10 protein-coding genes and 1 tRNA gene are annotated in these 14,185 nt (G+C 42.2%); 8 read left to right on the top strand and 3 right to left on the bottom strand.

What is annotated here, in order from left to right:
- Window positions 1-79 precede the first annotated feature (79 nt).
- Window positions 80-1,540, bottom strand: coding sequence for a cysteine--tRNA ligase (gene cysS / locus ACMHKH_RS09825; protein ID WP_413520458.1), 1,461 nt, complete (start codon window positions 1,538-1,540; stop codon window positions 80-82).
- Window positions 1,541-1,756: 216 nt separating this feature from the next.
- Here cysS and ACMHKH_RS09820 point away from each other — a divergent pair, with 216 nt between their 5' ends.
- Window positions 1,757-2,353, top strand: a complete 597-nt coding sequence (locus tag ACMHKH_RS09820; protein ID WP_413520457.1) for a cob(I)yrinic acid a,c-diamide adenosyltransferase — start codon at window positions 1,757-1,759, stop codon at window positions 2,351-2,353.
- 97 nt (window positions 2,354-2,450) lie between these two features.
- Here ACMHKH_RS09820 and ACMHKH_RS09815 read toward each other — a convergent pair whose 3' ends face one another.
- On the bottom strand, window positions 2,451-3,395 hold the full coding sequence (locus ACMHKH_RS09815; protein ID WP_413520456.1) for a hypothetical protein: 945 nt from the start codon (window positions 3,393-3,395) through the stop codon (window positions 2,451-2,453).
- Between the two features lie 436 nt (window positions 3,396-3,831).
- Here ACMHKH_RS09815 and ACMHKH_RS09810 point away from each other — a divergent pair, with 436 nt between their 5' ends.
- The 7 genes from ACMHKH_RS09810 to ACMHKH_RS09780 all read left to right on the top strand — a co-directional run bounded on the left by ACMHKH_RS09810 (window position 3,832) and on the right by ACMHKH_RS09780 (window position 12,939).
- Entirely contained in the window at window positions 3,832-4,557 is a 726-nt protein-coding gene (locus ACMHKH_RS09810; RefSeq protein ID WP_413520455.1) for a glycerophosphodiester phosphodiesterase, read from the top strand.
- A gap of 450 nt (window positions 4,558-5,007) precedes the next feature.
- Complete coding sequence (locus tag ACMHKH_RS09805) at window positions 5,008-6,186, top strand: acyl-CoA desaturase (protein WP_413520488.1); 1,179 nt, start codon at window positions 5,008-5,010, stop codon at window positions 6,184-6,186.
- A gap of 261 nt (window positions 6,187-6,447) precedes the next feature.
- Window positions 6,448-7,920, top strand: coding sequence for a protein adenylyltransferase SelO (locus tag ACMHKH_RS09800; RefSeq protein ID WP_413520454.1), 1,473 nt, complete (start codon window positions 6,448-6,450; stop codon window positions 7,918-7,920).
- Window positions 7,921-8,247: 327 nt separating this feature from the next.
- The gene (locus tag ACMHKH_RS09795; RefSeq protein ID WP_413520453.1) at window positions 8,248-10,566 is read left to right on the top strand and encodes an NADP-dependent malic enzyme; all 2,319 of its coding nucleotides are present in this window, start codon (window positions 8,248-8,250) and stop codon (window positions 10,564-10,566) included.
- Between the two features lie 152 nt (window positions 10,567-10,718).
- Entirely contained in the window at window positions 10,719-11,906 is a 1,188-nt protein-coding gene (locus tag ACMHKH_RS09790) for a tRNA nucleotidyltransferase (RefSeq protein ID WP_413520452.1), read from the top strand.
- Between the two features lie 70 nt (window positions 11,907-11,976).
- Window positions 11,977-12,780: a pteridine reductase gene (locus ACMHKH_RS09785; RefSeq protein WP_413520451.1), complete on the top strand. Its 804-nt coding sequence runs from the start codon at window positions 11,977-11,979 to the stop codon at window positions 12,778-12,780.
- A gap of 82 nt (window positions 12,781-12,862) precedes the next feature.
- A tRNA-Ile gene (locus ACMHKH_RS09780) sits at window positions 12,863-12,939 on the top strand.
- Between the two features lie 802 nt (window positions 12,940-13,741).
- Here ACMHKH_RS09780 and ACMHKH_RS09775 read toward each other — a convergent pair.
- On the bottom strand, window positions 13,742-14,185 hold a 444-nt coding region (locus ACMHKH_RS09775; protein ID WP_413520450.1), incomplete at its 5' end, for an AMP-binding enzyme.

The raw sequence follows: 14,185 nt of genomic DNA, 5'->3' as shown, positions 1-14,185 counted from the left end.
GTTAAGCTGACTTAATTTCTGAGCATAAATTTCTAAGCATACTGGTTGCTTGATGCATGTACTAATTTTAGCTTTTACGTTAAGCGCGTCGCCAAGTCGTGCCAGCGCGGCTATCTTCTAATTCAATACCCGCTTCCTTTAACTGCACACGTATCTCATCAGCACGGGCAAAATCTTTACTGGTTTTGGCATCAGTACGCTCGATTATTAAACCATCGATAGCGTCATCTGTTAAATCATCTTCTGCGGCTTCACCAATTACGGCTTGCAAGAACTGTTGAACAGGCTGCTGTAAAATATTGAGCGTTTGCGCCAACGCTTTTAATTGCTGCGCTAATTGCCATGCAGTCTCTACATCTTCTACTTTGCCTGCTTTATTGATATCACGTGCCAATCCAAACAGCACACTGATCGCAGTTGAGCTATTAAAGTCATCATTCATGGCTTTGATAAAGTCTTGTCCGGCTGCGCTTGCATAGGCGCTATTAATCAATGCGTCATCGATGATAAGCGTTTGACCTTTTTGTTGTTCAGCAACTTTTAATGCTTGATACAACCTGCTTAGGCTATTATGAGCTTCATCTAAAGCGCTATCAGAGAAGTTTACTTGGCTACGATAATGGCTCGATAATAAGAAAAAGCGCACCGTTTCTGGTAGATATTTTGCCATGACATCACGGATGGTAAAGAAGTTATCTAGCGATTTAGACATTTTTTCGCCGTCGACATTAATAAAGCCGACATGCATCCAATTGCGCGCGTATTCACAACCAGTAGCCGCTTCAGATTGCGCAATCTCGTTTTCATGATGCGGGAATTGTAAATCATGACCGCCACCGTGAATATCAAAAGTATTGCCAAGGCATTTGGTCGACATCGCCGAACATTCAATATGCCAGCCTGGACGTCCTTGACCCCAAGGCGACATCCATTGTGGCTCACCAGGTTTCGCCGCTTTCCATAAAACAAAATCAAACGGATTACGTTTATCATTTTCAACAACAACCCGCGAACCTGCCTGCATCTCATCAAGATTACGTTTCGATAATTTGCCATAATCAGCAAAGCTATCGACCGCATAATACACGTCGCCATTATCGCCCGCATAGGCATAATCGTTAGTGACTAGCGTTGCAATCATTTGTTGCATCTCATCGATATGGTCGGTTGCACGCGGCTCTGCATTAGGTGATAGGCAACCAAGTGCTGTCGCATCTTCGTGCATGGCGGTAATAAATCGCTGCGTTAACGCACCAATCTCTTCACCATTCTCCGCTGCACGATTGATGATTTTGTCATCAATATCGGTAATATTACGTACGTAATTCACCTCATAGCCTAGCTGCGCAAGCCAGCGCACTGCCATATCAAAGGCAACCATCACTCGCGCATGACCAATATGACAATAATCATAAACCGTCATGCCACAGACATACATACCAACTTCGCCTGCAACCAGTGGCTTGAATGATTGCTTGCGACCAGTGAGTGAATCGTAAATAGCAAGCTGAGACATAGCGTCTGCAAGAGTTATAGTCATAGTAATACAGCCTTTTTGATTAAAAGTATAAGAAAAAACAAGCCTAACAAATAAAAACGCACTTACATAAGCGGTTAATGTCTAAATTAATGGTAAGCAGATTACCAAGATAAAATTTAACTCATTATCTTAGCGAAAACGCTCGTAAAATACTACAATGAGCGCGCAAGTAAAACCCTGTAATGATAAAAATACTAAATAGTTAAGGATAGAGATATGGGTAATCGTTTAAGCAAAATTTATACACGTACTGGTGATGATGGCAGTACGGGCATGGCAGATGGCAGTCGTGTCAGCAAGGCTGATAGTCTATTTAGTGTGATGGGTGATGTGGATGAGCTGAACTCGCATATCGGCTTGGTACGCGCGCAGCTTACGCAAACGCCGATTGAGCATACTCAACAAGCTGACTTTGCTCAAGCCTTAGTCATTATTCAACACTTATTATTCAATATCGGTGGCGAGCTGTCGATGCCAGAGTATGAAGGTGTCAATGTCACTCATATCGATTGGTTAGAGCAGCAAATCGATGCGATGAATACGAAGTTGCCACCGCTTAAAGATTTTATCTTACCGACAGGCTCACTATTAGTCAGCCAATTACACGTGGCACGTACTGTTTGCCGCCGCGCTGAACGCCAAGCAGTACTATTGCAACAACAGCGCCCAGAATCTATTCGTCCGACAGCAGTAAGTTTTATCAATCGCCTATCTGATTGGCTATTTGTCGCTGCACGTTTTTGCACCGACCCTGAGCAGGTTTCTGAAGTCCTATGGGACAGTCAGGTATTACAAAAATTCGCTGATAAATAATAAAAATACTGAATCATCAATAAAAAAACGCCCGCAATTCATTAGTTGCGGGCGTTTTTTATTGAACTATATTTATCAATATTGAGCAGAAGAATTATTAATAAGTCGCGTCTTTATCTTCAATAATCACCATATCGATACTTTCATCTTTAGGCGTCGCTTTTGGTGCTTCTGGAGTGGCAGGTGCGGTATTACTAGGTTTAGGCGTTGCTGCTGCTTGATTATTACTCTGGTTATTACTACTCTGACTATTTTGATTCACAGTAGGCGGTGTAGCAGGTTGTGCTGGACGTACAGGCGCAGCAGGCGCTACTACTCGTGGCTGGCTGGCAGTATTGTTCTGTTGTGCTGGGCGTTCAGCTTGCTGAGCGGCACGTTGGGCACGCTGCTCTTCCATTGCTGACTGCAGCGCTGAGCTAGCAATCACTTCAGATACGACAGTCAATAATGCTGGCTGTCCTGCGATACGTGTCCGTACTTGACCACCTTGCTTACCAACGACATAAGTAAAGGCGTCGTCGATAAGCATATTATTATTGATACGAATATTGTCATTGGCTAAGCGTGATTGCAGACTTGGCTGATTGTTAGCGGCTTGCACTTGGCTGGCTTGATATAAGTCTTCACTTGGCAATGTCATGCTGACGCTTGCTTGACAAGTGGTCAGACCATTTTCATTAGTCGCTTGCAATACGGCAGCGTTTTGTACATCAATCATGATACCGCCAGCTTTCGTAGAGACCAGACCACTGCTTAAACCAATCTCTGCGTCATTGGCATAACTGACTGCTAGCGTTTGCGCTTGTTGATTGAGCGTATTTTTTAAAGCAGATTTAAGGCGATCTTGTACCATAGGGTCATCACAGCTTACTACTGTGGCAGCCGTGTTTTCACTGACCTGTCCTTCTTGCTCGGTCACCTCTACTGTATCAGTAGCGTCTTCTTTTTCTGAGCGATCACAACCAGCAAGCGCTAAACCACATACCATGCCGATACCAGCAACTTTATACCACTTGCTCACATTTTTATTTGCTACGCTCATATCTCTTTTGCTCCAATTCGCTGATTCGTACCACCGCTCACGGACAGTATTTGACGTTTAAACTATGACACTCAAATCTAACCGAAACAGGCTCTGTAATAGATTTGAAAACCACATTATTATACGGTGTTTGTATGAAATGGTCATCCATCTAGCCAACTGATATACAAATAACGCTCAACATTGTGTCCAAAATTCCGTTTTAGTTGCAAAAAAACTACAAATAGAAATTTGCTTAGCCACATATTGCAACATTTACATGAGGGAATATCAGTAGCTCTCTGTTTTATTTAGGACTGACGATAGTATTCGATATTGTCGCTCCTAAATAAAAGCAATAGGTAAAATATAATCTTAAAAGCACCATATCCAAATTATGGCGCTCAAAGTAGAATGATTGAAATAAAATACTTAAAACAGTTGGCAGTTACTGATTATGATAGATTTTAAAAATACCTTATTACTCGGTCATCGCGGTGCGCGTGGAGAAGCATTAGAAAACACTTTTTCAGGCTTTAAATATGCGCAAAAACTACAGCCTTCTGGTGTAGCAGGCGTAGAGTTTGATGTGCAATTTAGCCGAGATGGGCAACTGATCGTCTTTCATGATGACAACCTACAACGCATGTGTGCCCAGCAATCACGCATCGACCAGTTAAGTCTTATTGAAATTCAGCGTTACTTACAATTCGGTCAGCCAATTATTGCCTTACCTACTATAGCGCCTGCACTCAATGGTTTCAGTTATATTGAGCTTGAGGTTAAGACCCATAATCGTACTGATTATGCCAAACTCACAAAAGCTTTAATACGTGACCTCATTGACAGTCCACTTGCCAGCCTACCTATCGTACTGACCAGCTTTGATATTGAGCTGCATGCACGCTTGCAACGTACCACTGTATTAAGACACATAGCGCGTGGATTACTTATCCGTACGCCTGAATCATTAGCAACTGCGCCCAATACGGCTATGCAACTGGGCTGCACGCGACTCGGTATTCACTACCCACTGCTAAACCAAGAAGTCATTCAGTATTGTCATCGCTATGATTTGCCTGTTAGTGCTTGGACGGTCAATGATATTGAAACGATTAAACAGCTAATAGCTTGGCAAGTCGATGTCATCATTACCGATTATCCATGTTATCTGCTGTGCTAAACATATTATCAGTACTTAAATAGGCATGCTTCTAGCCTACATATTTAGCGTCCTACTTACACTCTCGCACAAGAACTGATAAGTCACTGCTTATTTAGGGTAATACAGCGCATAAACGATACAAGTTATTGTTATTTAGCAATATTTTTATAGTGTATAAGTGTTCACTTTACTAAGTATTTAAGGTAATATAGAGACTTAAATTAATACCGTTAGGGATATTATATGATTGCAAAAAAAGCACTTGGCTTACCGCTTAAAGGCTTACGTTTCGCTATCAAATCTGGTGACACATTTGTCAAAACCGCCAGCACTCAAGTCACACGTTTTAGAACGCGTTTTGATGAGAATAAAGCGAAGAACTCACTTGATGAGACACCAGTTGCCAAACGCAACTATGCTCATGCTGCAGGAGAGCAAGATGTCTCTACCAGTGCAGACAGCATCGATATGCGTGAGTTTGAGTTTACCAAAGCACCGATTAACTGGATTCCAGCGACTATTCTGGTAGCCACGCCGATTGCTGCTGCTATCATTACGCCATGGTATCTGTTTACCCATCAAGTTAGCGCACCAGTTTGGGGCGTGTTTGGTGCTTTTATGGTTTGGACAGGTATTAGTATCACAGCGGGTTATCACCGTTTGTTGTCGCATCGTGCTTATAAAGCGCATCCAATCGTCAAAAACTTTTTATTGCTAGGTTCTACCTTTGCTGTACAAGGTTCAGCTTTTGATTGGGTTTCAGGTCATCGTAGCCATCATCGTCATGTTGATGATCGCTTAGATGACCCGTATTCAGCGAAACGTGGCTTTTTCTTTAGTCACATGGGCTGGATGCTACGCAATTATCCTAGTGGTAAGTTTGATTATAAAAATATCCCTGACCTAACCAAAGATAGAACGCTGCAAATTCAGCATAAATATTACGGTTTATGGGTTGCGGCACTGAACATCGGCGTGGTCGCTGCGATTGGTTGGTTACTAGGTGATGTTTGGGGTACTTTAATCATCGTAGGTCTACTACGCTTGGTATTGACGCATCATTTTACCTTCTTTATCAACTCGCTATGTCATATGTTTGGTACGCGTCCTTATACCGATACTAATAGTGCACGTGATAACTTTTTCTTAGCTATCTTTACCTGGGGTGAGGGTTATCATAACTACCATCACTTCTTCCAATACGATTATCGTAATGGGGTAAAATGGTGGCAATATGATCCAACCAAATGGTTAATTGCAGGCTTATCGAAACTTAGCTTGACCAGCGAGCTACGTACCGTTGATGACACCACGATTAAGCATGCTGAAGTGCAAATGCAATTTAAAGCAGCACAGCAGCAGATTGATACGGCAACATCGAGTGGTATCGATATTCCTCATGCTATGAAAAGCTTCCAAGAACGTATCAAGTTTGAATATGATGCCTTTACGCAGACTGTCGAAGAATGGCAAGCCCTTAAAGCCAAAACGATTGAGCTGAAAAAGACTGAGTTTGCGGATCGCTTACATGAAGTTGAACATGAGTTGAAGCAAGATTATGCTAAGATTGAACAAAAAATATTGGCACATAATAGTAATTTAAAAACAGCGTTTCGCTCTATCGGTGAAAGCGCGAAAGCGGCTTAAGCTTAACGATTTAGTATTTCTATTGTGACGGTTCTCCTTCCCTCTATCTGTAAAGATAGGGGGATTTTTTTATGCGGTATTAAATTATCATGTCTATTGATAAATAGTGATGTATAACCAACCATGTAATAAATAATCATGATTTACAAGAGATTGACAGAGTGCAATGCTGCTATATCAAGGCTATGCTATAGTGAGTTTATTCGGTCTATATCTTAAGTCTTATCTCCTAGCTTTCATCTCTCAATTGGAACGGCTTCTATGCGCTATCAAAATACCTACGTCAAATTAGACACTCGCCTTTATCATGAGCAACTGCCAACCCCACTAGAAAACCCTCGTACCGGTCATTTTAATATGCAGGTTGCACAGCAACTAGGCTGGACAGAAGATGAATACTTAATGGCACGCTGGGTTGAGATACTTGGTGGGCAGTATGTGCCTGAACAATTCAAGCCTTTATCAATGGCATATGCTGGTCACCAATTTGGTCAATGGGCAGGTCAGTTGGGTGATGGACGTGGATTATTGATGGCGCAAGTACTTGATAAAAATAATCAATTACAAGATTTACATCTGAAGGGTGCAGGTTTAACGCCCTACTCACGCATGGGTGATGGCCGTGCAGTCTTACGCAGTACCATTCGCGAATATTTATGCGGTCATGCCCTCACTCAGCTTGGTATTGCCTCATCTAACGCCTTGGGATTTGTGGTGTCTGATACGCGCGTACGCCGTGAACGCCTAGAAGCTGGTGCGGCGTTAATGCGTGTCGCTGACAGCCATATTCGCCTTGGTCATGTTGAATGGATAGCAAGCTTTGCTCCTGATTTGCTCAGCGAATTTACCGATTATATGATTGATACTTATTATCCAGAATGCCGCGATAGTGAAAAGCCAGTCCTAGCATTTTTACAGGCTGTGGTTGAACGGACTGCGCGCATGATAGCCGATTGGCAGTTGATTGGATTTGCTCATGGCGTTATGAATACGGATAACTTATCTATTACTGGTAGCACCTTAGACTTCGGTCCATTTGGCTTTATGGAACGCTTTAATCCCGCTTGGATTAACAATCACTCCGACCATAGCGGACGCTATGCTTACCAGAACCAACCTGCCATCGGTCATTGGAATCTAAACATTTGGCTGCCGCACTTTATGCGCTTAACGCAGGCTGGGGTCACACGCGATACGCTGGCAGATTGTTTAGCACCTTATGAAGCGACCTTTATGCAGCACTATCAGCAAGGGTTATGCCGCAAGCTTGGATTGCCGCATGCAAAAGAGAGCTTAACTTTGGCTTTTGAATGGTTAACCTTATTAGAAGATAACTTACTCGACTATACCAATAGTTTCCGAGCATTATTGGCTTTAATCGCCCCAAATGAGCATCCTTATGAGCAGAAATTATTGACAATAATGACTGCTGAGTTAACCAATGAAGCAGCACAAGTCTTGCAAGATTGGGCAACACGTTATTTAGCACAAATACAGCAGGTATCTATTGCTCAAGCGATTGACGACATCACAACCAATAATCCTATTTATGTATTGCGTAATAGCATGGCTCAACGTGTTATTACTGCCGCAGAGCAAGGACAGTTCGATGAATTAAATCGGGTATTCAACTTACTAGCTAACCCTTATATTATAAATGATAGCGCCATCGAACTTGATACCATGCCGCCCGCGCCTCATGCACCGCAAATGCCAATTAGCTGCTCTTCTTAATGGTTAATTTTTCTGTAATATTTTGAATATATGCTACATTTAAGGTTGATATTTAGGTCGGTTTTTTGGCATTATCAACTAGATAAATAACGAATATCATTTTATTATATTGTTTAGGGGTTACACGCTGCTTGCTAGGCAAATAATTGGCAATAATGCTAGAATCATTCTCGCACAATATTGTTTTATTTTGACGTCTAAGCACCCCACATCATTCTTTAATGATCAATATACACTCATGATCATCTTTTATGATTTTTGAGCATTAGGCATTAGTTTTTATCACCATTTAATTTATTCCAATTTATCCTAACCATGGCAATTATTATGAATGACGATATCACTTTGAATACGGACACCCCTACGGAAAAAGAGCAGTTTGAACAGGCTGCCCTACATTACCATTCACATCCACGACCGGGTAAGATTTCGGTTACCCCTATCAAGCAATTGGCTAACCAACGTGACTTGGCGCTTGCCTATTCGCCAGGTGTTGCAGTACCTTGTCTTGAGATTCAAAGAGATCCTTCTTTAGCGGCTAAATACACCGCGCGTAGCAATTTGGTCGGCGTTATTACCAATGGTACTGCAGTATTAGGTTTAGGAAATATTGGTCCATTGGCATCAAAGCCTGTAATGGAAGGTAAAGGGGTTTTATTCAAAAAATTTGCTGGTATCGATGTTTTTGATATTGAAATTGCTCAAAATGATCCAGACAAATTCATCGAGGCGGTTGCCTCTCTTGAGCCTACCTTTGGCGGTATTAACTTAGAAGACATCAAAGCACCAGAATGTTTCAAAATCGAGCGCGAATTGCGTGAGCGTATGAACATTCCGGTATTCCATGATGATCAGCATGGTACGTCAATCATCGTTGCCGCGGCGATGCTCAATGCCTTGATTATTACTGGCAAAAAAATTGAAGATATTAAAATTATCTGTTCAGGTGCAGGCGCAGCAGCCATTTCATGCTTGAACATTATCTGTGCGCTTGGCGTTAATAAAAACAATATTTACGTTTCTGACTCACGCGGTATTATTACTACTCGCCGTGAGAACCTAGACGAAACCAAGCAGATGTATGCGCGTGACACCAAAGCGACGACTATTGAAGAGCTCATCGATGATGTCGATATGTTCCTAGGCTTATCTATGCCGGGTACATTGACAGAAGATATGGTTCGCCGTATGGCAAAAGATCCTATTATCTTTGCGCTTGCCAACCCAACCCCTGAGATTATGCCAGAACTCGCCCATGCCGTCCGTCCAGACGTCATTATGGCGACTGGTCGCTCAGACTATCCTAACCAAGTAAACAATGCTTTGTGTTTTCCGTATATCTTCCGCGGTGCGTTAGATGTTGGTGCGACCACCGTTAACGAAGAGATGAAAATTGCTTGCGTACGTGCGATTGCTGCGATGGCACACGTTGAAGCAACGCCAATGAGCAACTTGCAAAACGTTGAAAGTACGCCAAGTTTTGGTCGCGAATACTTAATTCCAGGACCACTTGAGCCAAACCTAATCATTGAAATTGCTTCTGCAGTCGCCAAAGCGGCGATGGATTCAGGCGTTGCAACCCTTCCTATCGACGACATGAAAGCCTATCGTCAGCGTCTATCTGAGTTTGTCTATAACTCAGCGTTTGTGATGAAACCTATCTTTGCTCGTGCAAAAGCCGATCCGAAGCGCATCGTTTACTGTGAAGGCGAAGATAGCAATGTATTGTTAGCTGTGCAAGTGGTCGTCGACGAGCAATTGGCTTATCCTATCTTGGTCGGTCGTCCTTCAGTCATTGAAAATAATATCGCCAAGCTAGCACTACGATTAAAAGATGGCGAAAACATTACTATTGTCAATATTGATGATGACCCACGCTACACCGATTACTGGAAAGGCTACTACGAGAAGAACAAACGTAATGGTGTCAGTATCGAGCTTGCTCGCCGTGATTTACGCCGTAAAACTTCTTTAATCGGTGCACTTTTGGTTGAAAATGGCGATGCGGATGGCATGATTTGTGGTACATTCGGTCACTATCAGCTGCATTTAAAGTATGTCGACAGAGTGATTGATAAAAAAGAAGGTATCAATGATTTTTATGCGATGAATGCAGTGCTCATGCAAGATCGTAATATCTTTATTGCGGATACTTATATCCATGAAGATCCAACTGCTGAGCAATTGGCTGAAATGACTGTATTGGCAGCAGAGCAATTGCGCCGCTTTAGCATCACTCCGCGTGTGGCGTTGGTATCACATTCAAACTTTGGTACTTCTGATCGTGCCAGCGCAGTGAAAATGCGTAAGGTACATCAACTGCTCACAGAGATGAATGTTGACTTTGAATTCGATGGTGAAATGCAAGGTGATGCTGCACTTGATGAGCATATCCGTGCTCATGACTTACCTTCGAGCAATTTAAAAGGTTCAGCAAATCTGCTTATCTTGCCGACGCTAGATGCGGCAAATATTGCCTTTAACTTGCTTAAGACAGCAACGGGTAGCGCGTCTATTGGTCCTATTTTATTAGGCGGCAGTAAACCTGTTCATATCTTGACGCCATCAGCAACAGCACGCCGTGTGGTCAATATGACAGCGCTCGCCGTCACTGAAGCTCAAGACTTAGAAAACGAGCAGCAGTAACTAATTATGCTCTTTAAAGTGCGTAATTAAGACCGTCTCGATCGTTTTTTGTAGAGACCGTCTGCTATACTAAAACCGGCCAATGCTCATAGCGTTGGCTGGTTTTTTTTGGTAAAAATTTGATTAATTAGTAATAAGACAAAGAGAATATTATGCAAGTGTATCTCGTCGGCGGTGCGGTACGTGATCAGCTATTAGGGCGTCCTATCAAAGATAAAGACTTTGTTGTCGTCGGTGCAACCATTGCAGAAATGCTGAATGCAGGGTTTCAACAGGTAGGCGCAGACTTCCCTGTGTTTTTGCATCCAGTGAGCCGTGAAGAGTATGCGCTTGCACGCACTGAACGTAAACAAGGGGTTGGCTATCAGGGCTTTAGCGTCCATGCCAGTCCAAACGTTAGCTTAAAAGAAGATTTACAGCGGCGTGATTTGACCGTCAACGCCATGGCAATAGAAGTTACTAGCCTAACCGACGATACACCAATAAATGGTGAGGTGATAGATTATTATGGTGGACTGGCTGACATGGAGAACAAGACCTTGCGCCACGTCTCGAGTGCCTTTAGCGAAGACCCTTTAAGAGTCCTAAGAACGGCACGCTTTTATAGCCGCTATTATGATCTAGGTTTTACCATCGCCGATGAAACCTTGCTATTAATGCGTCAGTTGGTGGCATCTGGCGAGCTTGCTCATTTAAGTAATGAACGTATTTGGCAAGAATCGAGCCGCGCGATGATGCAACTATCTCCGCAGGTATACTGGCAGCAGCTATTTGATATAGGCGCGCTCACAGAGTATTTTGCTTCATTACATCAAGCCTGGAATGATGGTCAGATACGAGAAACAGTACAGACGTCGCTATATTTTGCCGGTCAAATGCAGTTAAATTTATCACAGCGTTGGGCAATCTTAATGGCTAGCCTCAATTCGTCGTTATTTAATCTTAACGCCAATGATTTAAAGCCTGATGAATCGGTGACAGCTGCCAAAGCAATTAATGAGATAGGCAATACTACTAAAGTTCCAAAAGTACAGACCCAGTTTGCGACTTTATTCATACAACAGGCTGAGAAATTAAACGTGATCAATCAGCTTAGTGCAGCAGAAAAAATTGACCTTATTCAAGCTTGTAGTGCCCATAAGGAGCCTGAAAAACTCTCGCAGCTCTTGGTCACAAGCCAAGTCTTGCAGCTAGCGATACAACATCGACAAATGATGTTAGCGTTAAATAGCTTCCACGCTATCGGTATGAATGATATCGACCAAAATCTCAAGGGTCCAGCGATTGGTGAAGCTTTACGTCAATGCAGAATTGAGCATTTAGAAACTCAAATCGCCTGACTGAAAACAGATTCGATCCTTTTTTATACATTTTGACCCTTTAAAATCATGTTCTGATTAAAAGATTACTATGACTCAAACTCTTAAAAACATTCAGCCGGTGACGACATCTGCACCTGTTATGCTTGTTACGGGCAGTGCTAAGCGCATTGGGGCTGCGATTGTTCGTGCAGCTCATAAGCAAGGCTATCGCGTCATTATTCACTGTCACCATAGTGAGCAAGAAGCAAATGCTCTTGCTAACGAGCTAAATGAGACTCATGCTCATAGCGCTGTGGTTATTATGGCCGATTTGGCAGTCGTTAATAACAGTGAAACTTTAGAGCAGTTTACTAACAATATTATGCAAGCATTTGGACAATTAGATGTACTGGTACATAACGCTTCTCGCTTTTATCCTACTCCACTTGGAAGTATTCATCATGACCAATGGGATGAACTGATCTTGAGCAATGCTAAAGCGCCTTTGTTATTAAGCCAAGCGCTATATCCTTATCTAAAAATGCAGCAAGGCTGTATTATCAGCCTACTTGATATTCATGCGCATAATAAACCGTTTGCCAATTATACCGTCTACAATATGGCAAAGGCAGCACATCGGATGATGGTACAGTCTCTAGCGCTTGATATGGCGCCTGATGTACGCGTTAACGGCGTCGCTCCTGGAGTGAATATTTTACCCGAAGCGGATAGCGACCAAGCGCTTGATAATGAGCAACAAAACAAAATTATAAGCTCTATCCCTATGCAGCGTATAGGGATACCTCCTGAAATTGCACACAGCGTGCTGTATTTGGTACAAGCCAGTTATGTTACTGGCGAAATTATCACAGTGGATGGTGGACGAAGTTTGACACTGGCTGGTGGTCATTAGTCACATTTAATCAAATAGTCTGCTATATCTGCTAAGTTTTACTTGAAAATATATAAAAATCAGGTATCATTGTGCGTCTAAAGGGCCCATAGCTCAGTTGGTTAGAGCAGAGGACTCATAATCCTTTGGTCGTAGGTTCAAGTCCTACTGGGCCCACCAAATTTAAACCCCGCAAACTCAATGTTTACGGGGTTTTTTGTTGCTTAAATTTTATGCGTATACAATGATATATTTAATTTTTTGATACTATCTTGATACTTTGACCCTTGTAGTAATTAAAGTATGACGACTACTAACACTATGGTTATGTACTACTGCATGGGTGATATATGAAAGTTAAACTTACCAAAAAATTTATCGATTCAGTAGACTATACCGCTAAAGGTACTGAAATCTATATGGATGATGTATTAACTGGATTTACACTACGTGTAGGCAAGTAGTCTAATCTATAGTGGTCAACTAATTTAGGACACCTGATAAGAGGTTTTGATTAAAGTAACGTTTCTCTTTTTCTAGCGGTGACAAATAATCATTAAAATGGTGCGTTCTCACGGATTGATAATACCCCCAGATATAATTACTGATGGCGATCTTAGCTTCAGTAACATTCCTATAACCGCCCTAATAGCTATGTAGAGTGGGTAGCAGTAACTGACTCAGCCAGCTGTGAAAGACATCACTTTTTGTACTGCAATTGCATAGCCCCACTGCAAATAGATCATTATTTAAAATAGCATCGATAGCATTGGTTTTATTTTTAAGTTACCAGTGGTATTTACATAAGCATACTTGGCCTTTAGTACGGTAACCATGTGATCTATATCTCCCATTCTGCCATAGAAGGCAGGACTATTATTCTCTTAACCTTATAAAAAAAGCTGTTGATACTACAAAATATGTAGTATCAACAGCTTATCGAATAAATGTTTTTTTAAATGAAAGCCGAAATATTGCTTAATTAGTCAATCAAACCGCGCTCAATAAGGTGATTACCATACTGCTCGCGTAAGTCTTTTTTGAGCATTTTTCCAGTACCATTTAGCGGAACTGCTTCTACGAAGATGACAGCATTAGGAAGCTGCCATTTTGCTACTTTACCTTCGTAATGAGCGAGTAGCGCTTCTTCGCTTACCTGCTCGCCAACCGCCAGTTGGGTGATGATAACCGGACGCTCATCCCATTTTGGATGTGTGGCGCCAATAACCGCTGCCATAGCTACCGAAGGATGCGACATAGCAATATCTTCTAGCTCTACTGATGATATCCACTCACCACCCGACTTGATTAAGTCTTTGGCACGATCTCGAATTCTTAAATACCCATCTTCGTTGATGGTTGCAATATCGCCTGTATCGAACCAACCATCGGACTCAAGCGCCGACTCTTCACTATTAAAGTAAGT

This window comes from Psychrobacter glacincola, assembly GCF_965118485.1.
GTDB classification, from domain to species: Bacteria; Pseudomonadota; Gammaproteobacteria; order Pseudomonadales; family Moraxellaceae; genus Psychrobacter; species Psychrobacter glacincola_D.
The sequence above is the reverse complement of the archived record's forward strand: the minus strand, read 5'-3'. Positions and strand labels throughout refer to the sequence as shown.

Bases quoted from the DNA above. Each gene is read 5' to 3' on its own strand.
- cysS (WP_413520458.1), bottom strand. From the start codon at position 1,540: ATGACTATAACTCTTGCAGACGCTATGTCTCAGCTTGCTATTTACGAT.
- ACMHKH_RS09820 (WP_413520457.1), top strand. From the start codon at position 1,757: ATGGGTAATCGTTTAAGCAAAATTTATACACGTACTGGTGATGATGGC.
- ACMHKH_RS09815 (WP_413520456.1), bottom strand. From the start codon at position 3,395: ATGAGCGTAGCAAATAAAAATGTGAGCAAGTGGTATAAAGTTGCTGGT.
- ACMHKH_RS09810 (WP_413520455.1), top strand. From the start codon at position 3,832: ATGATAGATTTTAAAAATACCTTATTACTCGGTCATCGCGGTGCGCGT.
- ACMHKH_RS09805 (WP_413520488.1), top strand. From the start codon at position 5,008: ATGCGTGAGTTTGAGTTTACCAAAGCACCGATTAACTGGATTCCAGCG.
- ACMHKH_RS09800 (WP_413520454.1), top strand. From the start codon at position 6,448: ATGCGCTATCAAAATACCTACGTCAAATTAGACACTCGCCTTTATCAT.
- ACMHKH_RS09795 (WP_413520453.1), top strand. From the start codon at position 8,248: ATGAATGACGATATCACTTTGAATACGGACACCCCTACGGAAAAAGAG.
- ACMHKH_RS09790 (WP_413520452.1), top strand. From the start codon at position 10,719: ATGCAAGTGTATCTCGTCGGCGGTGCGGTACGTGATCAGCTATTAGGG.
- ACMHKH_RS09785 (WP_413520451.1), top strand. From the start codon at position 11,977: ATGACTCAAACTCTTAAAAACATTCAGCCGGTGACGACATCTGCACCT.